Here is a 20,867-nt window from a genome sequence, read left to right on the forward strand (position 1 = left end):
GGGGTCACCGTTCCAACGGAAAAACCATTGATGCGGCCCGTCCCGCCGTTTTTTCGTAGGACAAAACGGGGCCGCCAATTCTCTGTCAACCTACTTGACCACCACCACCGAGCATTGGCCGCCGAACCCATCGCTTTCAAAAACTTTCGCGGTGGGGTCCGCCGTCCAATGGGCGTTGTTGACCAAAAACTTATAACGGTAACGGCCCGGCTTGAGGGCCAGGGAAATTTCCCACTCATTGCCCGTCGCCTGGCGAACGAGGCCGTGGGTGCGGTTGCACCAATTGTTGAAGTCGCCGACGACGGAGACTTGGGTCGCGTGACCGTGGCCTTCCGTGTAGCGGAATCGAACCGGGCGGAACAAGCACACCTTGTTTCCCCCGAATTCCTTAGCGCGGTACAGGAGCTCGTCGGCCGCCGCGATCAGGTCTTCCCGGGAACTGGCGTCCACAGGATATTGGGCCAAGCCCAAACTGATGGTGACATCCACGGTTTGACAGTTTTCCTCGATTTGGCGGCAAATTTTCTCCGCGATCAGTTCCCCCTCGGCCTTGGCCGCTTTGGGGAGCAGGAGAGCGATTTCGTCCCCGCCGTAGCGGGCCACCATGTCGGAGGCCCGGACGCAACCGCGCAGGAGCCGAGCGATTTCCTGAAGCAGGAGGTCGCCGGCTTGGTGGCCGTGCTCGTCGTTGAACGGTTTGAAATTGTCCAGGTCGGCCATCAACAGCGTCACCGGGGCTTTGACGTGGCTGGCCGCTTCCAGCACCTTGGCGGTGTGCTCCAAAAAGTATCGCCGGTTGTAAAGGCCCGTGAGCGCGTCCGTGCGGGAGAGGCGAACCGTGCGCTTGAAATCGTGGGAGTTGATGATGCGGGGGGCGATCAGGAGTTTCCGAACGTTCAAGAGATAATCGAAGGCGGAAACGCGGATGCCCACGTTCCGGCCCAGCCGCTCGCTCATCAGGAACTTGTGGTCTAAAATTTCTTTCCAGAGGACCTGCGCCTGGGCCTCCGCATAGCGTTCGGAGGTGAGGTAGAGTAAAACCTCGCTGAAAAAACTGTCTTTCCTTTCCGCCCGAAGGTTCGCCACGAACTCTTTGGTGGTCTCGGTGGGGGTCACGTCGCCGCCCAGGACGTCGACGATCCGGTGGCCTTTGTCCTCCAAGTCGGCGATGTCGGTCAGTGCGGCGGGGCTTTTCTCGATGAGTTCCATGGGATCCTAAATTTTCGGCAGAGTGATCATGGTCTGCCCCTGGTATTTGCCTTTCCGGTCCGCGTAAGACACCTCGCAGACCTCATCCGATTCGAGAAAAAGGATCTGGGCGATCCCCTCGTTGGCGTACACCCGGGCTGGGAAGGGTGTCGTGTTCGATATCTCCAACGTCACGAATCCCTCCCACTCGGGCTCGAAGGGCGTGATGTTGACGACCAGGCCGCAACGGGCGTAGGTGCTCTTTCCGAACGCCACGGTGACCACGTTCCGCGGAATCCGGAAATACTCCACGGACTGTCCCAAGGCGATGCCGTGGGGCGGGATTTCCACGTAGGTGTCCGTTTTGACGTCGACAAACGCTTCCGGCGCGGACCGTTTGGGGTCCATCACGGACCCATTCCCCACCTGGGCCACCTTGAAGCAGGGGCCCACCCGCATGTCGTAGCCGTAACTCGAAAGCCCGTAGGAGATGACGCCTTCCCGCTTTTGCGCTTCCACGAAGGGTTCGATCATCCGGCGCTCCAGCGCCATGGAGCGGATCCAGCGGTCGGATTTTACCGACATGCGATCAGGAACACTCCGAATGGCCGCAGTCGAAACACGTCACCCCGGTGCATCCGCTCTGTTGGGCGACGTTGGCGGAGAAACAGTCCGGGCAGTAGAGCGCGGCGGATCGGTCCCACAGTTCCAAACCGCCCTTGGCCTCCGCCACCGCCGTCGCGGGAGCTTCCATTTTCCCATGCTTTTGGAGATGGGTGCGAAGCGCGATGGCGATGGCGTGGGGGATGGAATCCACCCGTTGGGCGCCGAACCCGAAGGGACGGTCTCCCTTGACGGAGTTTAAGTGCTTGAGGATCCGCTTGGGGTCGCCGCCGGTCTCCAGATATTTGGAGATCATGATGCCCACCACCGAGGTCAGGCCCGAAATGTCGGTCCCGAGGGGCGAGAGGCTGGTGAAGAGCCGGTAGGGCCCGGTTTCGTCGTAGTCGATGTGAACGTGCAGGCCGCCGTAACCCGTTCGGATCTCGTAGTACTCCGAGGACATGCCGCGGGAGGCGTCCCGGGCCTTGGGCTTCTCCTCCGCCGCCGCCCCGCTTCCGATGTTCAGGACCTGCTGACTCTTGGACCCGTCGCGGTATATCGTGATCCCTTTGCATCCCTGCTGGTAAGCCAGCCGGTAAGCGTCCTTCACGTCGTCCCGGGTGGCCGTATGGGGCATGTTGATGGTCTTGGAGACGGCGTTGTCGGTGTGGGTTTGGAACGCGGCCTGGATCTGCACGTGGAACGGCACCGCGACGTCGTGGGACGTAGCGAAGAGTTTTTGGAAATTCTCAGGAATTTCCTTGATCCCCCGCACGGACTTATGGTTGGCCTCGATCTTTTTCCACAGGTCGATTTCGGAGAGCCCGAAATACTTGTGCCGCCGGGCCACCTCGCGGAAGAGCGGATTGACTTCGAAGAACACGTCCCCGTCGGCAGGCTTCTCGCCCTTCTTCAGAGCGTCCAGAGCCTTGGCATTGTAGCGGGTGTAGGTGATGGCGAAGAACGGCTCGATGCCGGCGCCCTGAAGCCCCGCGGCCAGACCGATGGTCCCGGTGGGCGCGATGGTCGTGCGGGCGCAGTGGCGGGGAAGGCGGTCTTCCCCCCGGAAGTGCGGGCTCTCGCGGTCGAAAATGGAGCCTTTCCAGTTCGGAAACACGCCCCGCCCCTCGGCCAATTCCTCGGAGGCTTCCAGGGCCTTGTCATTGACGAACCGCATCACGTCCCGGGAAGCCTTCAACGACTCCTCGGAATCGTAGGGGACGCCCATCTTGGCCAGGGCTTCGGCCCAGCCCATGACGCCCAACCCGATCCGGCGGTTGCCTTTGGAGAGTTCTTCGATCTGGGGCAGGGGGTAGTTGTTCACTTCGATGACGTCGTCCAAAAACCGCACCGCGAGCTCCACGGTTTGGCCCAATCGGCCCCAGTTCATCTGCCCCTGGCCCACCTCACCTTCGACGAAGTTCGAGAGGTTCAAGGAGCCCAGGTTGCAGGGCTCGTTCGGCAAGAGCGGCTGTTCGCCGCAGGGATTCGTGCTTTCGATCTGGCCCAGGTGCGGGGTCGGGTTGGAGGGGCTGTTGTTGATGCGGTCGATAAAAATGATGCCGGGATCCCCGGAACGCCAGGCGCCGTCCACCATCTTTTCGAAGACGTCCCGGGCGTTCAGTTTTTTACCCGTGGGGAGCATGGTGCGGGGATTCAAGAGGTCGTAGTCCTCCCCCTTTTCCGCCGCCTCCATGAACTTGCCGTCCACGGTCACGGAAACATTGAAGTTCTCCATGACGCCGGGCTTGGATTTCATCTCAATGAAGGCCTCGATCTCCGGGTGCCAGTAGGGGAGGATGCCCATGTTGGCCCCGCGGCGGGTGCCGCCTTGTTTGACCACATCGGTCATCTTATCGAAGATCTGCATGAAGCTGATGGCGCCGGAAGCGGTGCCCGTGGTGGACTTCACGCTGTCCCCCGAGGGGCGAACCCGCTGGAACGAAAACCCGGTTCCCCCGCCGGATTTGTGGATCAACGCCTGGGACTTGAGCGCGTCGGCGATCCCTTCCATGGAATCCGGGATCGGGAGGACGTAACAGGCGGAGAGCTGTTGAAGTTCCCGGCCGGCGTTCATGAGCGTGGGCGAATTGGGCAAAAAGTCGAAGTGGGACATCATCCCGTAGAACTTCTCCCGCCATTCTTCCGCCAAGGCCCGGGCTTCGGGGATCTCGGCCGCCGCCCGCTTCAAGTTTCCGAGGAATACGGCGAAATTCTTGTCCCGTTCATCGGAACTCGCGATCCCCGCGTGGAGCAGGTTCATCCGGGATTTCTGGTGCTTTCGGGTGGGCACGTCCACGGCCTTGCGCTTGACCCCGTCCCAGAGACGCCAGCCGTCGGCCTCGGGCGCGTGAAGCAGTTCCGCCAGCGCGATGTTGCCCGCCACGCGGTCCAACCACACCTCGGCCGAAGGATCGTTCCGGAGATACTTGTCGTGAATGACCTTGCGCTGGTTTTCCGACAAACGCATGGGCGGACGAGCCCGCGGAACATCGGCGGGCGCGGACGAACGCGGCGTTCCCGGAGCCTGGGGAGGCAGGGCCCCTGATTCAACGGAACCGGCTGGACGGACGGGCATATCAACAGGATTCATGGGCTTACCTCTCTCGGTCATGGACGGAAATGTTCACTTAAACTTTTGCCAACCGATCCGTTTCAACAGAAACAGATCGATCGGCGATCGGGTGCAACGAAAACGAAGCAGAAAGCGCCGGGTCGGACATCGGGCCCAAGGATGCGGACGTACCACTGATCCGGCTGGTCAACCGGGCGCGCTTTTGGTGGGCGCGCTTCACTTTACGGAGTTCCGACAAAAAGGTGTCCACGTCTCCAAACGACCGATAGACGGAGGCGAAACGCACGTAGGCGACCGCGTCCAAATCATAGAGGCGCTTCAAAATCCGCTGGCCGATCTCCACCGAGGGGACTTCCAGCACATAATCTTGAAGGCCGTATTCCACCTCGGCCATCAGTTTTTCGATGGCGGCCGGCGAAATAGGCCGCTTCTGACAGGCCCGCTGAATGCCCTCCCGCATCTTGTCCCGGCTGAAGGGCTCCCGCCGGTTGTCCCGCTTGATCACCATGAGCGGGGTGGACTCCACGCGCTCATAGGTCGTGAAGCGTTTCCCGCAGTGCAGGCAAACGCGGCGACGTCGAATGACAGAGGCCGATTCCAATGGCCGACTGTCAAGCACGCGGTCTTCAGGATGGTCGCAGGATGGGCAACGCATACTACAGGTAGTGTGAATCCTCCCAGGATTATACCACATCTTGTAACAGGGCCTCCATCCGCGGGGGCCCAGGGCTTGTGGCGCACCGCATCTTACACCACAAGCCCTAGAGGGTGTCAAGACGGTCTTCCATCGTCGGCAGAATGGGTTTTCTCGGCGGAAAAATAAAGGATGTAAATTTTTAGGGGTGAATTTTTCCGTCGATAACAGAGGGAAACAGAGGCCTTGCAGGGATTCGTTGAATGATTCTCCCGACGATCATGACCCCGGAGTCATCCCTCGCGCATTTCCCAAAGGAGGACTTCAGCCCCGGCGCCCGGATCCGTCTCGACCCTCCGGGACCCGGCGCGGGTCAGCCGCGCGGCGTCCCCCTGGCCCAGGGACCCCGAACCTTCGAGGCTCGCCCTCCCTTTCGCGACGAAGAGGTGGACGAAGGGGGCGTCGGGCACCCCCACGGCGCTCCCCGGCGCGAGACGGGCCGCCCAGAGCGTCGCTCCCTTCTGACGGATCGAGATGGCACCCCGGTGGCCGCGACCCGAGGCCACCGGGACGAGTCCCCCTCCCGCTAAATCCGCCGAGATGTCCAACTGTTCATACCCCGGGCGGAGGCGGCGGGTGTCGGGGGGAACCCACATTTGCACAAGGCGGACCGGGTTCTTGCCGCTCGGGTTCATTTCCGAATGCCAAATCCCCGTGCCGGCGCTCATGCGCTGGGCCAAACCCGGCACGATCACCCCCGCGTGTCCCTCCGAGTCTTTGTGTTCCAACTCGCCTTCCAACACCCAGGTCACGATCTCCATGTCTTGATGCGGGTGCGTTTGAAACCCCGTGCCCGGCGCGATGACATCGTCGTTGCTGACCAGGAGGAGTCCGTGCCGGGTATTTTCCGGATCGTGGTGGGGCCCGAAACTGAAACTATGAAAAGAATCCAGCCAGCCAATTTTTGTCCGGAACCGTTCCACCGCTCGACGAATTTCCACAACCCCTTCCGCTGATCTCCGCATCTCCGCCTCCTCGCACAACCCTCATGGTCTCAAGAGAACGGATTTAAGACGGAAAAGTTCCCGCAGAAAAACCGGGAAAAGCCCGTCATACGGCCGTCACACCGAATTGACCTGGCCACAATGGTTTTCCCTCCCAAGCTCCGCTACACTCCCCGCAACAAACCAAAAAGGAGAAACCATGAGCCCACGAAGATTCAACCCCGATATCGTCCGGGCCGCGCTCCGGGCCGCCGCCGTTCGGCTGGCGGAGACGCTGAAAGACCTGGAAGAAAACGACATGGACGACCAATCCATGGCCGGACGAATTCAGGAACTCGAAAAAACCTTCCGCCGCTTCGCAAAAGCGGCGTAGATTTATTCAACCAAAGGAGAAAAACGAAATGCCTACCATTCATAAGGGAAAAGCGGCCGGATATTTGGTCGCGGCGGCGCTGGCACTGGCCGGCTCCGTTCAAGCCGCCGACATCAAACTCGGCGCGGCCGGGGAACTGGAAATCAAAGGAGATTTAAGGCTCCGCCAGGAATCCAAAACGGAAGAAGGCGCGACCACGAGCGCCAACAAAACCAACAACCGCCAACGGTATCGGCTCCGGGTGGGAATGAATTACAAGATCGATCCGAAATTGAGCGTCAAGACCCAGCTCGCCTCGGGCACCGGAGAGCAGACCTCCACCAACCAAACCATGGGGAATAACGCCTCCCAAAAGCAGGTCTGGATCGACATGGCTTATTTAGAATTTAAGCCCATCGATGTCTTGACCCTGTACGGCGGGCGTATGAAGAACCCCCTGTGGCAAGCCTATGCCTCCGACATCGTCTGGGACACGGATTACAACCCGGAAGGATTGGCCGAAAGCTTCAAGATCCCCCTGGGGAATACGCGCGTGTTCTTTAACGGTCTCCAATCCGTGATCAACGAAGACGTGGCCGGGTCGGGCGCTTACAACAAACCCCAGTATCTGTTCTCCAACCAGGTCGGCGTCATCGTTCCCACCCCCATGGACTCCAGGATCACCCTGGCGGGGGCCATTCACGACTTCGTCAACGAGTCCTCCCGCACGATCACGGCGGCTCCGGGCAAGGCCCAGGGGACCAACACCTTCCCCAACGACATCCGGGTGGCGGAGCTGACGGGTGAATTCTTCACCACCCTGCCAGCCGTGGACCTCCCGCTGTCAATCCAAGGGACTTACATTAAGAACACTGCCTCGCGGGAAACGATCACGCCCAATGACAACACCGGTTACCAGACCGGCGGAATTTTGGGTAAAGCCGACCGGAAGAGCGGGTGGGAAGTCGCCTTCTTCCGCAAATCTTCCGGAAAAGACTCCACCGAGGACGATATCGCGGACTCGGACTTTCCCGGCACCAACCGAGTGGGCAATATTTACTGGTTGGCCTACGGGGTCACCGACGGCGCTCAATTGAAGGCCAAGTACTTCGACACCAAGGCCATCAACGGAACGAAGAAAGACATTCAACTGGCGCAGATCGACCTTCAAGTCAAGTTCTAAAAGGAGAATAAAATGTTTAAGACCATGCGATATTTTCTGGCGGGGGCTTTGATCCTCGCCTGGGTTCCCGGCCTCAAGGCCGAAAAAAACGTGATTAAAATCGACGGATCCAGCACCGTGTTCCCCATCACGGAAGCCGTGTCCGAAGAATTCATGAAGACGGAACCGACCCAGGTCACCGTGGGCATTTCCGGTACCGGCGGCGGATTCAAGAAATTCTGCCGAGGGGAAACCGACATCTCCGACGCCTCCCGCCCCATCCTCCGTAAAGAGATGGACGCCTGTTTGGACGCCGGCATTCAATACATCGAGCTCCCCATGGCCTTCGATGCCTTGACCGTCGTGATCAACCCCAAAAACACCTGGGCGAAAACCATGACCGTGGCGGAATTGAAAAAAATATGGGAACCGGCCGCCCAAGGAACCATTAAAACCTGGAAACAGGTGAATGCCGCTTGGCCGGACAAACCCTTGAAGCTCTATGGCCCGGGAGCCGATTCCGGGACCTTCGACTACTTCACGGAAGCCATCGTGGGCAAAGCCAAATCCAGCCGGGGCGATTTCACGGCGTCGGAAGATGACAACGTCTTGGTTCAAGGCGTTTCCAGCGACGAGGGAGGGTTGGGGTATTTCGGCTTGGCCTACTATGTGGAGAACACGGACAAACTCCAAGCCGTGGCGGTGAACGGTGGAAAAGGCGGGGTCTTGCCTTCGATGGAAACCGTGAAGAGCGGTTCGTACGCCCCCCTGTCGCGGCCGATCTTCATCTACGTCGCCAAAAAAGCCGCTCGGCGACCGGAAGTGAAACGCTACGTCGAGTTCTACCTCCGTCAAGCGGCGGAGCTGGTCAGCGAAGTGAAATATGTTCCTCTCCCCGCGGCGGAATACACCGGCGTGGAGGATCGGTTTCAGAAGGGCCAAACCGGCACCGCTTTCGGCGGCAAAGCCGAAGTCGGCGTCTCCATCTCAGACATCTTGAACCGTCGTCCAAAATCTTAACCCGGATAATTCAGTTGCACGCGAGGACCGAGACGGAAAAGATGGCCCTTTTTACGAAACAAAAAAGTGAGAGCGTAGCTGGGACTACGGTCGAACTTTTTTGTGAAGAAAAAAGGGTCAGATTTTACGTCGAATCCCGTGGGCAACTGAATTGTTCGGGTTTAGGGCGAAGGCCCCGCTCCTTCCCAGAACGCCTGCCCTGGGAGGAGCGGGGACCTTTGTTGAACCCCCGGCCACCGGAGGTTCTGCAAAGGTGTTAAAATGAAAACGGAATTAGACACGTCAGCTTTTAACCGGGCGACCATGAGCCAAAAAACCTATTCATTCCCTCTAAAGAATCGCGGAAGTCTTGCGCCCCGCTTGGCGCCCTCGCCCGCGCCAAAAACGGAGTCCCCCCTTCCCACCCTTCCTCGGCGCAAAGGCCCCGGACGGCTCCAACGGTGGAGGGAAAGGGCCATCCAAGCGGGCCTCTTCGTGGCCGCGGCCTCTTCTATTGCCATCACCTTGGGCATTGTGGGCATATTGGGGTTTGAATCCATCTCTTTTTTCCGTCAGGTCCCTCTCCTGAACTTTCTGACCGACCCCCAGTGGACCCCGCTTTTCGACGACGCCCATTACGGCATTATGCCTCTGGTGGCCGGAACGGCCACCGTGGCCGCCGTCGCGCTTTGCTTGGCTCTTCCCGTGGGGACAGTGACCGCCCTTTACCTTTCGGAATACGCTCCCCATCGGGTCCGGGAAATAGTGAAACCATTTTTAGAACTGTTGACGGCCGTTCCGACGGTCGTTTACGGATATTTCGCCCTTCTTTTCGTGACCCCGCTTCTCAAACATCTCATCCCCTCTCTTCCCGGCTTCAACATGCTGTCGGCCGGGCTCGTGATCGGGGTGATGATCATTCCCTATGTGAGTTCTCTTTCCGAGGACGCCATGCGGGCCGTGCCCATGCACTTGCGCGAAGCCAGCTACGCTATGGGCGCCACCCGGTTTCAAACCTCTGTCCGGGTCGTCTTTCCGGCCGCCTTGAGCGGCGTGGCCTCGGCTTATGTGCTGGGTTTTTCCCGCGCCATCGGGGAGACCATGGTGGTCGCCATCGCCGCCGGCATGCAACCCAACCTCACGTTTAATCCGCTCCAACCCGCGGCCACCATCACGGCTTATATCGTACAGGTCTCCCTGGGGGATCTCCCTCACGGAAGTTTGGGTTACCAAACGATTTTTGCGGCGGGTCTCACGCTGATGCTGATGACCCTGGTGTTCAATATCGGCGGGCATGTTTTGCGCAAACGATTCCGGGAGAAATACTAATGGCCCTTCGCAAAGATATTGCACGGCGGAAACGCACGGACAAAGTGTTCTCGCTTCTGGGGTTGATGGCGACCCTGGTGGGGGTCGTCACGCTCCTGGCTCTGATGATCGATTTGGCCTGGGACGGGACATCCCGGCTGAACTGGGCCTTTCTCTCCGCGTTCCCTTCTCGTTTTCCGGAAAAGGCCGGGATCCTGTCCGCCTGGGTGGGCACCGGCGTTGTCATGTTCGTGACGGCCTTGGCGGCCGTCCCCATGGGCGTGGCGGCGGGCGTCTATTTGGAGGAGTACGCGCCGAAAAACTGGATGACCACCTTGATTGAAATCAACATCGCCAACCTGGCGGGCGTGCCTTCCATCGTGTACGGCCTCATGGCCCTCGGGCTGTTCGTTTATAAATTTAAACTCGGCATGAGCGTCTTGACGGCGGGCCTCACTCTCGCCCTCCTGATCCTGCCCATCGTCATCATGGCCACGCGGGAAGCCATCCGGACCATTCCGAGCTCCATCCGGGAGGCGGCTTTCGCCGTGGGAGCCACCCAATGGCAGTTGGTACGCCACCATATTTTACCCTACTCCGCGGGGGGCATTCTGACCGGGGTTATTATCGGCCTCTCCCGCGCTATCGGTGAAAGCGCCCCCCTCATCACCATCGGCGCTCTTACCTTTATCGCTTTCCTGCCCGCCTCTCCTTTCACGGGGACCTTCCCTTTCATCTCCTTCGAATGGTTGAAATCCCCCTACACCGTCCTGCCGATTCAAGCTTTTAACTGGATATCCCGACCCCAAAAATCTTTTCATTTGAACGCCGCCGCCGCTGGAATGGTTCTCATGGCCATGACGCTTGCCATGAACGGCGCGGCCATCTGGATTCGATATCGTTTCCGAAAGAGGATAAAATGGTAGAAACCTTAAACGCCCCCGCGAACGTGCTGGCCGGCGCTCCCGTCAAAGCGGACGTGAGCGCGCTCAGCTTCTATTACGGGACCCACCAAGTGTTGAAAAACATCACGCTGTCCATTCCGGAAAAGAAAGTCACCGCCCTGATCGGCCCCTCGGGATGCGGGAAAACCACACTCCTGCGTTGCTTTAACCGGATGCACGACCTGTACCCCGGGAACCGATACGAGGGAGACATTCGTCTCTCGCCGGAAAACATCAATATCTTAGGCAACGACGTGGATCCCATAGAAGTTCGTATGCGGATCAGCATGGTCTTCCAGAAAGCCAATCCCTTTCCGAAAACCATCTTCGAGAACGTGGCCTATGGCCTTCGCGTTCGAGGAGACCTTAAAAATTCTGCCATTGCCGAACGGGTGGAACAGGCCCTGCGCGGCGCGGCGCTGTGGGACGAGGTGAAAGACCGGCTCCATTCCTTGGGCGCCAATCTCTCCGGCGGACAGCAACAGAGGCTTTGTATCGCCCGCGCCCTGGTGACCGACCCCGAAATCATCCTCTTCGATGAACCCACCAGCGCCCTGGATCCGATTGCCACGGGCAAAGTCGAAGAATTGGTGGCCGATCTAAAAAGTCGAGTGACCATTCTCATCGTCACCCACAACATGCAACAAGCCGCACGGGTTTCGGATTTTACCGGTTTCATGTACATTGGGGAGTTAGCGGAGTTCGATCGGACGGAAAAGATTTTTACCAACCCGTCGAATAAACTGACCGAAGACTACATCACAGGGAGATTCGGATAATGGACCGTCATTTTGACCAAGACCTGAAAGCGCTGGAAAAGAAAATTTTGGACATGGGCGCGCTCTGCGAATCCATGATCCAGAAAACCGTCAAAGCCCTCGTCGCGCGGGACAGCGCCCTGACCGAAGAAGTTTTTTCCATGGAGGACGAAGCCAACCGGCTCCACATGGAGATCGACGATACCGTGGTGAAACTGTTGGCCCTCCATCAACCCATGGCGGTGGACCTGCGGTTCTTGACCGCCGCCATGAAGGTGAACAGCGATCTGGAACGCATCGCCGACATGGCCGTCAATGCCGGGCAGACGGGGTACTACCACCTGTTCAAAGAACCCCCGGTTCCCCAGCTGTCCATGATCACCCGCATGGCGGAAATCGCCCAGAAAATGTTGCGGGAAAGTTTGGACGCCTACGCGCGGCGGGACGTCCAACTGGCCCAGCGCGTTCTGATCGAGGACGAGGAGGAAGACCGGCTCAAGGCCAAGGCCTTGACGGAGTTGATCTCTCTTATCCGCTCCGACCCCCCGCGCTCGGAGGCTTTTGTGGAGTTGATTTTGCTTTCCAAGAACATGGAACGGATCGGGGACCACGCGACGAACATCGCCGAAGATGTGGTCTACATGGTTCTGGGAAAAGACATCCGGCACCGAGGCCTGGCGGGCCGAACCCCAGCGTCCACTTAACCCAGCCGGTCGTCCCCCTTGACCCGGTTTCTCCCGACGCTTCCCCATCTCCTCAGTTCCCCTGGCCGCCCATTTATCCACCGGGACCTGGGGGGGCTTCAGTTCAACGAACGCGTTTTAGCGGAAGCGCGATCGAGTTCCAACCCCTTGCTCGAACGCCTGAAATTCCTGGCCATCACCGCGTCCAACCTTGACGAATTTTTTATGATCCGTTACGCCTCCTTGGACCGCTCCATCCGAACCCAACGGAACCGGCGGGCCGCTCGGCACCTCTTGGAAACCCGAAACACCCTCCTGGACATGGTGACGTCCTTGGCGGCCAAACAGGTCGAAACCTTAGACTTGCTGGCTTCGGCGTTGGAAGCGAAAGGAATTCAGTTGGTTCGACGTCCCCAATTGAATAGCGACAATTTTCGGATCGGGCAGGAGATTTTTTCCCGGGATATTTTGCCTCACCTCTCCCCGCCGGAACCGTTTCGGCCCAACCGGTTAAGTTTTTTGGAAAACCTAAAATGCGCCGTTGTTTTTCCCTCCGGCCTCTGGATCCCGGTTTCTCGACGTCTTGCGCCCCTGCACATCCACGCCGGCGAAAACGGCCCTTGCCGACTCTTTTTTCTCGACGATCTCCTGCTCAGCCACGCCGGGGCCGCCTTCCGACTCCCCGGTAACCCCGCCATTTTTCGTTTGACCAGAGACGGCGACATTCCGGTGGAACTGTCGGAGGAGGATCCCTCCTTGGTCCCCGACATTATCCGAACCGGCGTGGGGTCCCGGGACCGGGGCCGGCCCGTTCGGCTCCAATACGGGGGCGAGGCGGTTTTGGATCTCCTGGAACGGTGCGTCGCCGCCCTCCGGCTTTCGCCCCGGCAAGTTCATCCGGCCCCGGGCAGTCTTCATCTTTCCGGCCTCTGGTCGGCCCTGGGACGGTTGCCCGCCCGGTTTCGTTCCGAATCCAGCCTGACCACCCCGCCGTTCAAACCTTTTCTCATGCAATCGTTGGCCAAGCGGGACTCGATCTTTAAAGAACTTCAGGGGCGGGATATCCTTCTGCACCATCCCTATGAGAGCTTTGACGGTTACGTCAATTTCATTCAAGCCTCCGCCAAAGACCCGGCCGTCACGTCCATTCAACAGACGGTGTATCGCATGGACGCCCTCTCGCCCGTGATCGCGGCGCTGAAAAACGCCGCGGCGGCAAAAAAACGGGTGCGCGTGGTCATTGAACTTCGCGCCCGCTTCGATGAGATGAACAATCTTCGACTGGCTGACGAGCTTCGGAAAGCGGGGGTCGAAGTGGCGTTTGGGTTTGGTCGGCTCAAAATTCACGCCAAAGTGGCGCTCGTGACGCGGAGGGAAAACGGCGTGGATCGTCTATACACCCACCTATCGACAGGCAATTACAACGCCGCCACGGCGCGCGCCTACGAAGACCTGGCCATCCTCACCGCCCGGCCCGAATACGGGGAAGACGCCCAAATATTTTTCGACGCTCTCTGTCACGGCCAAGTCCCGATGGGGTTTAAAACCGTCATCCCGGCCCCCGCCCGGCTCCACCGACTGCTTTTGCAATTGATCGAGGCGGAAACCGCGGCCGCGCGCGCCGGGCGCCCCGCCTCTCTTTTCGCCAAAACCAACGCGTTGGTCGACGAGGGGATCATCGAAAGCCTCTACCGCGCGTCCCAAGCCGGGGTCCGGGTGGACCTCATGGTGCGGGGGGCTTGTTCGCTGATCCCGGGAGTCAAAGGCTTGAGCGATAACATCCGGGTTCTCTCCATCGTCGACCAATTTTTGGAACATAGCCGGATCTTCTATTTTGGCGATTCCAACCGCATGTATCTCTCCAGCGCCGACTGGATGCCGCGGAATTTTTTTTCGCGCCTGGAAATCGCCTTTCCGATTTTAGACGACCGCCTGCGCCGGTTCATTCGGGACGTGGTGATCCCGATCTATTTGGCCGATACCGTGAAAGCCCGGGAATTGACCCCCCAAGGCACCTGGCGAAAACGTTCCCCCTCGCTCGTTCGTCCGATCCCCAGCTACCTTCGCCTTCCTTCCCCGGTCCGGGCCCAGGCGTGCTTCGTGGAACTCGCCCACCGCGAGTATCGAGGCACCCCCCTTTGCCGTGAAATCCCCCCCCTTCCCTGAACGGACCTGGATCGTCCTCCGCCACGCCCACCGCTCGCTGAAACATCGGGCGGCCGACAATGGGCTGAGCCGGAAGGGGAAGGCGCAAGCCAAACGAATGAGGGATTTTTTTTAGAGGAGTTCGGAAAAAAAGCCCGTCCGAAAATTTATTCGAGTCCCCAGCGCCGGTGCATGGAAACGGTGGGCCCTCTGGGGGACCTCTGCGGGGTCGAAATTAAAACGCTGGCCACGTTCAGGGAACAGGGTTTTTTTGAAAGCCATCCTCGGTTCCGGACCCGGACCGCACGGGCGGTTGATTCTCTTCAGCGGGATTTATCTCCGCTGATGATTATTTGTTCCCACGGGGACTGGATTCCCATCGCCATGGAACATTTAACCGGGGCGCGCCTCCGGCTCAAAAAAGGGGGATGGATCCAGGTCGAGCTCACGTCCCCCCCGCGGCTGGCCTCTCTTCGACAGACGCTCCCGTAGTATTTTATTTTCGGGCGCGGGCCGCCAGGGAAAGATGGAAGACTCTCTCGAACAGTTCTTTTTTTTGTTCCACCCTCAAAACCGCCAGGTCCACCGCCGACCGTTCACCTTCCAAATCCAAATAAACCCGGCCCCGTTCCCGCTGGACGGCTCGAAGCGTGACCAAATGGGCTTGGGGTTTCTCTAAGGCGTCGACGATTCGAAGTAGAGAGAGAAGGCGAAGGAACGCCCCGCGGCGGGAAGCCTCTTGGAACGGGATCTCTTCTCGTTCCAATTTCCCCCCCTTGTGCCAGAGCACCAACTGGGCGACAAACTCAAGCTCCCAAGCGTCCACCCCAGGAAAATCTCCGTTCTTGATCATGTAGTAAGAATGGCGCTCGTGGTGAACCGGGCTCACCGCTTCACCCACGTCCTGTAGCCAGGCGGCGGCCACGAGATAATCCCGCCAGGCTCGGCCCAAGCGGTGAAGAGGCGCCAACCGATCAAAGAGGGTCTTGGCAAACCCTTCCACATGTTGAAGATGACGCGCCGGTTGGCCCCAGAAACGGGCCTTCTCAAACACATCTTTAAGGTGGAAATCCAAAGCCGTCCCCACGCCACGGCGGATCGTGGAGACCTCCTCCTCCAGCATACCGTCCCGCAAAGAGAAATCCGTGGGTTCCACCCGTTCGGCCCTCAGGGCCTGGACAATTTCATCCAACACGATGGCCCCCGCCAAAATCGTATCGATCCGCTTGGGTTCCATGCCCGGCACCCGGGAGAGACCGGCCCGGGAAAGAGAAGCGAGCCTCTCGGCCCAACGTCGAAGGGACTTGTCCGTCAGCGCGCCGCCTTTGGCGGTCCGCTGAATCCGGTCCAAGGCGCGAATGGTGCCCGCCGACCCGATGATTTTGGACACGTCCGGCCAGCCGCCCCGGGGAGCGCCTTCGGCTAACAGGCTCCGGACATGGCGGTGAAGTTTGGTGACGGGGGAATGCTCTCCCCGGGCGGGACGGGGAGGGACCGTTTTCAGATAAACCTGTTGAAGCCGCGCCACGCCAAATTTAAAACTGGTGGACCGGAGGATCCGCTGGCCGCGACAGAGGGTGATTTCCACACTTCCCCCCCCGATGTCCACCAGGGCGGTGATATCCTTGGCGTCCCGCTCCTCATGGGTCAAGATGCCTTGGGCAATCAGACGGGCCTCTTCTTTTCCGGAAATAACTCGCACATCAAACCCGGTACGGCGTTTAAGGAGAGCGAGGAACACGTCGCTGTTGGCCGAGTCCCGCAGGGCGCTCGTTCCGAAGGCCGTGACACGGGCCACGCTCAAATTTCGGCAGGTTTTTTGAAAGCTTTCAAAGGCCGCCAGGGTCCGCCCCATGGCCGCCTTGGCCAGTCGGCCTGTTTGGAAAACACCCTCCCCCAACCGCACCGCCAGCCGTTCCCGATGGAGCCGGCGCGCCGTCCCGTTCGACGTCACGTCCACCACGTCGAACCGAACCGCGTTGGTGCCAAGATCAATCAGAGCCATGCGCATGAGAGGATTGCTCCAGGTTTTCGGAAACCGAACCCCGCGCCTCGGGGCTAGGGATAAGAGACATTTTCGCAATTTAGACGAGGCAGGGAAAGGCAGGTGACCGGAAATCCATCGTGCGCCGACCCTTCCAGGCAACTCGGGAAAGTGGTACATTCTGGCGTCGTCGCTGGTTTCTCTTCCGGAGACGACCCATTCGCGTGACGGGAGAACCATGAAGAAAGGCGCATTCCTTTGCTCGTTTTTGTTCGCGGTTTTTCCGTTGAGCGCGGCGCCCACGGTGACCCTGAAAGGGTCCGACACCATGGTCATTTTGAACCAGAGGTGGGCGGAGCGGTACATGGCGGAGCGCGCCGACGTGGTGGTGCAGGTGACGGGCGGGGGTTCCGGCACGGGAATCGCCGCGCTCCTGGCCGGTTCCACCGACATCTGCGCCTCCTCCCGCCCCATGAAAGAAAAAGAACGGGCCGCGCTGGAAGCCAAGACCGGGCGACCCCCCGTTGAAATTTCCGTGGCCAAGGACGGGATCGCCGTCTATCTCAACGAGGCCAACCCGGTCCATGAGCTCACGCTGGAACAGGTGGCGCGGATCTACCGGCGAAAGGTGAGCAACTGGCGCGAGGTCGGCGGAGCGGACCAGAAAATTATTCTCTATTCCCGAGAAAACAATTCCGGCACCTACGAGTTCTTCAAGGAACACGTATTGAAGAAGAAGGATTTTACCCCCTACGCCCAATGCCTCCCCGGAACCGCTTCGGTGGCCAACGCCGTGGCCCGGGACAAACGCGGCATTGGGTACGGCGGCGCGGCCTACGCCAAAGGCATCCGATTTTGCCCGATCCAACCCGGCGACGGGAGCCCTGGCATTCCCCCCGACGAGAAACACATCCTGGACGGAAGCTATCCCGTGAGCCGGAACCTTTATTTCTATCTGCGGGGCCCCGCCGAAGGACCGCTGAAGGATTTCATCGATTTCGTTTTGAGCCCGGAGGGACAGGCCATCGTATCTAAAGTGGGCTATTACCCCGTCCGCCCGGGAAACAAAAAATGAACCGCCCCCCGATCCTGGAACAGTTGATTGAGTGGGGAATCCGCGTCAGCGCGGGGATGGCCATCGCGGGTCTCATCCTGATTTTCGTCTTCATCGGGAAAGAGGCCCTGCCTCTTTTCACCTCCCCGGAAGCCCGGCAAGAGGCCAGCCTCTCAAAACTTTTCGTGGCGCAGGTCCCCGAAGAAGGCGAACCACCGGGCCACATGTGGCAACCCGTGTCGGAACTCCCAAAATACTCCCTGTGGCCCCTCATCATCGGCACGCTCAAAGTCACCCTGGTGGCGTTGGTTTTCGCTTTCCCCTTGGCGCTTGGCGCCGCCTTATTCACCTCGGAATTCGCCCCTCCGTGGCTCCGGGAAATCGTAAAACCCGTGATCGAACTTTTGGCCGGAATCCCGTCCGTGGTGTTGGGGTTCTTGGCTCTCATCGTCATGGCCACCACGATTCAAGACCTGTTTCACCTGGACTACCGGCTGAACACGGTGAACGCCGGGATTGCCCTGGGCCTGGCCGTCATCCCCATCGTCTTCACCGTGGCCGAAGACGCCTTAACCGCGGTTCCCCAGGCCTACCGGCAGGGGGCCATCGCCCTGGGCGCCACCCCGTGGCAAACCGCCCGTCGGGTGGTTCTCCCCGCGGCCTTCCCCGGCATTTTCGCCGCCGGTATTTTGGGGTTCGGGCGGGCCATCGGGGAAACCATGATCGTCCTCATGGCTTCCGGCAACCAGGCCATTCCCAGTTGGAATCTGGGCTACGGATTCCGAAGCCTGTCCGCCACCGTGGCCTCGGAGTTGGGGGAAGTGGTGCGGGGAAGCCCCCATTACCATGTGCTCTTTTTCATCGGGGTCCTTTTGTTCATCTTCACGTTCTTGATCAACCTCTTGGGCCAGGTTTGGGTCGGACGATTGAACCGCAAACTGACGGGGAAAAAATGAAACGGCGTTGGATCAACCTGACGAGCCTTTTTTTTACGGTCCTTACGGGACTGGCCTGCCTCACTCTAACCCTCATCGTGGTTTTGATCCTGGGTAATGTGGTTCGTTACGGAATGGGCCACATTTCATGGGCCTTCCTTTCCCAGGCTCCAAAAAGCGGCATGACGGAAGGCGGCATTTTTCCCGCCATTTTCGGCACCGCCGTCCTGGTTCTCTTAATGACCGTGGCCGTGGTGCCCCTGGGCGTCTCCACGGCCGTCTACCTGCAGGAATACGCCCCCAAGGGCTCCCGCTGGGTGCATTTGGTCCGCCTGGCGATCCAGAACCTGGCGGGGGTGCCCGCCATCGTGTTCGGCCTTTTCGGGTTGGGATTTTTCATTCAGTTCCTGGGGAGAGGCCTGGACAAGATCTTCTTCGGGGGAACCCTTTATCTGGGACAACCGGCCATCCTATGGGCGGCCCTCACCCTGGCGCTGTTGACGTTGCCCACGGTGGTGGTGGCGACGGAAGAAGCCCTCCGCGTGGTGCCGCAAAACCACCGGGAGGTGGCGTATTCCCTGGGCGCCACGCGCTGGCAAATGGTCCGGCACGTGCTTCTGCCCCAATCCGTGGGCGGGATTTTGACGGGGACCATCCTGGCCGTGAGCCGGGGCGCGGGAGAAGTGGCGCCCATCCTTTTCACAGGCGCGGCGTATTTCCTCCCCTATCTCCCGACGCGGGTCAACCACCAGTTTATGGAGTTGGGCTACCACGTCTACGTGCTGGCCACCCAATCCCCCGACGTGGACGCCACCTTGCCGATCCTTTACGCCACGGTGCTGGTGCTCCTGGCCCTGACCTTCGGGCTCAACTTTACGGCCATCATCATCCGCTCCAAGATTCGGCGAAGGCTCCGGGGCCGATGAGCTTAAGCACTCCCCCGCTTGAGGAAAAAATACGCGCCCGCGACATCACGGTGCGCGCGGGGGAGAAGCTTCTCCTGAACGACGTCTGTCTTTCTCTTTTAAAAAACGAAATCCTCGCCATCATCGGCCCCGCCGGAAGCGGCAAAACCACCTTCCTCCGGTGCCTCAACCGCCTGACGGATTTGGAGGAAGGGCTCACGGTGTCGGGCGAACTTCTCCTGGACGACGCCAACATCCTGGGTCCCGGGGTGGATGTGGCGGCGGTCCGTCGGCGGGTGAGCATGGTGTTCGCCACGCCGACGCCCCTCCCCATGTCGATTGAAGACAACATGAATCTCGGCCTTCGGTTTCAAAACAAACACGACGCCGGGGAACGGCTGGAAGAGAGCCTCCGCGCCTCCTTTCTCTGGGACGAGGTCAAAGACCGACTCGGCCTTTCCGCCTTGGCTCTCTCGGGCGGCCAACAACAACGGCTCTGCCTGGCCCGAAGCCTGATGCTCCGGCCCGAAGTGTTGCTCCTGGACGAACCCTGTTCGGGCCTCGACCCCATTTCCACGGCGAAGATCGAAGAAGCCATGCAAGGGCTGAAGAAAAACATGTCCATTGTTCTGGTGACCAACAATGTCAAACAGGCCTCCCGCACCTCGGACCGGACGGCGTTTCTCTTGATGGGCCATTTGGTGGAAGTGGGCGAGACGGGCCGGCTTTTCACCAACCCCGATGAACAAAGGACGGCGGATTATGTCTCCGGACGCTTCGGTTGAACGCCCCATGAAAACGGGGCCCCGCCCCGCCCCCCCCGCCTCGGGAGGGGTCTTGCCCGTCATCGAAACCTGGGGGCTCAGCCTTTTCTACGGAAACTTCCAAGCCCTCAAGAACATCAACGTGGCCATCCCGCCCCGCGCCATCACCGCGTTCATCGGGCCCTCCGGATGCGGCAAATCCACCTTACTGCGAACCTTTAACCGCATGAACGATTTAATCCGCGGCGTGCGGGTGGAAGGCGAGGTCCTCCTGGACGGGAAGAATATCCTGGCACCGAAAACAGATTTGATCTCTCTCCGGAAACGCGTCGGCATGGTGTTCCAGCGCCCGAACCCTTTCCCGATCACGGTCTTTGAGAACATCGCCTTCGGGCCCCGCGTCCACCACTCGGCCCAGGGGTCGTCGCTGAACGACATCGTGGAACGATCGCTCCGCGCCACCGGCCTCTGGGAAGAGGTCAAGGACGCGCTGGAGGCGCCGGCCCTGGCGCTCACACCGGAACAACAGCAACGTCTCTGCATTTCCCGGCTCCTGGCCGTGGAACCCGACGTGCTTTTGATGGACGAACCCTGTTCGGCCTTGGACCCCATGGCCACCCACCGGATTGAAGAAATGATTGTGGACTTAAAAGAGCGCTATACGATCATCATCGTCACGCACAACATGCAACAGGCGGCTCGGGTGTCTTCCAATTCAGCCTACTTTTTGTTGGGAGAGCTCGTGGAATTCGGCCCCACCGGCCGGCTCTTCACGAGTCCCCAAGATACTCGCACCGAGCAGTACATCACCGGAAGATTCGGCTGAGAGGGGAAAGGGAACAGCCACACGCCGTTCGCCCTGTACAAGGG

At 59.8% G+C, this 20,867-nt stretch carries 20 protein-coding genes; 14 read left to right on the forward strand and 6 right to left on the reverse strand.

Annotation, left to right across the window (positions count from 1 at the left end):
- Nucleotides 1-90: 90 nt before the first annotated feature.
- The 5 genes from IPP35_06520 to IPP35_06540 all read right to left on the reverse strand — a co-directional run bounded on the left by IPP35_06520 (nucleotide 91) and on the right by IPP35_06540 (nucleotide 6,025).
- Entirely contained in the window at nucleotides 91-1,209 is a 1,119-nt protein-coding gene (locus tag IPP35_06520) for a diguanylate cyclase (GenBank protein MBL0058750.1), read from the reverse strand.
- A 6-nt stretch (nucleotides 1,210-1,215) separates the two neighbouring features.
- Complete coding sequence (locus tag IPP35_06525) at nucleotides 1,216-1,773, reverse strand: dCTP deaminase (protein ID MBL0058751.1); 558 nt, start codon at nucleotides 1,771-1,773, stop codon at nucleotides 1,216-1,218.
- A gap of 4 nt (nucleotides 1,774-1,777) precedes the next feature.
- Entirely contained in the window at nucleotides 1,778-4,384 is a 2,607-nt protein-coding gene (locus IPP35_06530; protein MBL0058752.1) for an adenosylcobalamin-dependent ribonucleoside-diphosphate reductase, read from the reverse strand.
- Between the two features lie 37 nt (nucleotides 4,385-4,421).
- Nucleotides 4,422-5,021: a transcriptional repressor NrdR gene (nrdR, locus tag IPP35_06535; protein ID MBL0058753.1), complete on the reverse strand. Its 600-nt coding sequence runs from the start codon at nucleotides 5,019-5,021 to the stop codon at nucleotides 4,422-4,424.
- Nucleotides 5,022-5,293: 272 nt separating this feature from the next.
- Nucleotides 5,294-6,025 (reverse strand): pirin family protein, encoded by a 732-nt coding sequence (locus IPP35_06540; GenBank protein ID MBL0058754.1) that lies wholly within the window; start codon nucleotides 6,023-6,025, stop codon nucleotides 5,294-5,296.
- A 178-nt stretch (nucleotides 6,026-6,203) separates the two neighbouring features.
- Here IPP35_06540 and IPP35_06545 point away from each other — a divergent pair, with 178 nt between their 5' ends.
- The 9 genes from IPP35_06545 (at nucleotide 6,204) to IPP35_06585 (ending at nucleotide 14,847) form a co-directional block, all read left to right on the forward strand.
- Entirely contained in the window at nucleotides 6,204-6,377 is a 174-nt protein-coding gene (locus tag IPP35_06545) for a hypothetical protein (protein ID MBL0058755.1), read from the forward strand.
- A gap of 28 nt (nucleotides 6,378-6,405) precedes the next feature.
- Entirely contained in the window at nucleotides 6,406-7,539 is a 1,134-nt protein-coding gene (locus IPP35_06550; protein MBL0058756.1) for a putative porin, read from the forward strand.
- A 24-nt stretch (nucleotides 7,540-7,563) separates the two neighbouring features.
- Nucleotides 7,564-8,538, forward strand: a complete 975-nt coding sequence (locus IPP35_06555; GenBank protein ID MBL0058757.1) for a PstS family phosphate ABC transporter substrate-binding protein — start codon at nucleotides 7,564-7,566, stop codon at nucleotides 8,536-8,538.
- A 303-nt stretch (nucleotides 8,539-8,841) separates the two neighbouring features.
- Nucleotides 8,842-9,846 (forward strand): phosphate ABC transporter permease subunit PstC, encoded by a 1,005-nt coding sequence (pstC, locus tag IPP35_06560; protein MBL0058758.1) that lies wholly within the window; start codon nucleotides 8,842-8,844, stop codon nucleotides 9,844-9,846.
- Nucleotides 9,828-10,751 (forward strand): phosphate ABC transporter permease PstA, encoded by a 924-nt coding sequence (gene pstA, locus IPP35_06565; protein ID MBL0058759.1) that lies wholly within the window; start codon nucleotides 9,828-9,830, stop codon nucleotides 10,749-10,751. The genes pstC (IPP35_06560) and pstA (IPP35_06565) overlap by 19 nt, the downstream gene beginning before the upstream one ends.
- Nucleotides 10,745-11,548, forward strand: coding sequence for a phosphate ABC transporter ATP-binding protein (gene pstB / locus IPP35_06570; protein MBL0058760.1), 804 nt, complete (start codon nucleotides 10,745-10,747; stop codon nucleotides 11,546-11,548). Before pstA (IPP35_06565) ends, pstB (IPP35_06570) begins: the two co-directional genes overlap by 7 nt.
- Nucleotides 11,548-12,231, forward strand: coding sequence for a phosphate signaling complex protein PhoU (phoU, locus tag IPP35_06575; protein ID MBL0058761.1), 684 nt, complete (start codon nucleotides 11,548-11,550; stop codon nucleotides 12,229-12,231). The genes pstB (IPP35_06570) and phoU overlap by 1 nt, the downstream gene beginning before the upstream one ends.
- A gap of 18 nt (nucleotides 12,232-12,249) precedes the next feature.
- Nucleotides 12,250-14,376, forward strand: coding sequence for a polyphosphate kinase 1 (gene ppk1 / locus IPP35_06580; protein ID MBL0058762.1), 2,127 nt, complete (start codon nucleotides 12,250-12,252; stop codon nucleotides 14,374-14,376).
- 171 nt (nucleotides 14,377-14,547) lie between these two features.
- Entirely contained in the window at nucleotides 14,548-14,847 is a 300-nt protein-coding gene (locus tag IPP35_06585) for a hypothetical protein (GenBank protein ID MBL0058763.1), read from the forward strand.
- Nucleotides 14,848-14,851: 4 nt separating this feature from the next.
- On the opposite strand, the gene IPP35_06590 is transcribed toward IPP35_06585, so the two are convergent.
- Nucleotides 14,852-16,366: a Ppx/GppA family phosphatase gene (locus tag IPP35_06590; GenBank protein MBL0058764.1), complete on the reverse strand. Its 1,515-nt coding sequence runs from the start codon at nucleotides 16,364-16,366 to the stop codon at nucleotides 14,852-14,854.
- A gap of 211 nt (nucleotides 16,367-16,577) precedes the next feature.
- Between IPP35_06590 and IPP35_06595 the strand changes: the two genes are divergently transcribed.
- The 5 genes from IPP35_06595 to pstB (IPP35_06615) are packed head-to-tail and all read left to right on the forward strand — an operon-like array spanning nucleotide 16,578 to nucleotide 20,823.
- The gene (locus tag IPP35_06595; GenBank protein MBL0058765.1) at nucleotides 16,578-17,414 is read left to right on the forward strand and encodes a phosphate ABC transporter substrate-binding protein; all 837 of its coding nucleotides are present in this window, start codon (nucleotides 16,578-16,580) and stop codon (nucleotides 17,412-17,414) included.
- Nucleotides 17,411-18,349, forward strand: a complete 939-nt coding sequence (gene pstC, locus IPP35_06600) for a phosphate ABC transporter permease subunit PstC (GenBank protein MBL0058766.1) — start codon at nucleotides 17,411-17,413, stop codon at nucleotides 18,347-18,349. The genes IPP35_06595 and pstC (IPP35_06600) overlap by 4 nt, the downstream gene beginning before the upstream one ends.
- On the forward strand, nucleotides 18,346-19,254 hold the full coding sequence (gene pstA, locus IPP35_06605) for a phosphate ABC transporter permease PstA (protein MBL0058767.1): 909 nt from the start codon (nucleotides 18,346-18,348) through the stop codon (nucleotides 19,252-19,254). Before pstC (IPP35_06600) ends, pstA (IPP35_06605) begins: the two co-directional genes overlap by 4 nt.
- Nucleotides 19,251-20,018, forward strand: coding sequence for a phosphate ABC transporter ATP-binding protein (locus tag IPP35_06610; protein MBL0058768.1), 768 nt, complete (start codon nucleotides 19,251-19,253; stop codon nucleotides 20,016-20,018). Before pstA (IPP35_06605) ends, IPP35_06610 begins: the two co-directional genes overlap by 4 nt.
- Before the next feature lie 7 nt (nucleotides 20,019-20,025).
- Nucleotides 20,026-20,823 carry a phosphate ABC transporter ATP-binding protein gene (pstB, locus tag IPP35_06615; protein ID MBL0058769.1) on the forward strand — a complete coding sequence of 266 codons (798 nt, stop codon included), beginning with the start codon at nucleotides 20,026-20,028 and terminating at the stop codon, nucleotides 20,821-20,823.
- The last annotated feature ends 44 nt before the right edge of the window (nucleotides 20,824-20,867 follow it).

The sequence above is a fragment of the Elusimicrobiota bacterium genome (genome assembly GCA_016721625.1).
Taxonomy (GTDB): Bacteria; Elusimicrobiota; Elusimicrobia; order FEN-1173; family FEN-1173; genus JADKHR01.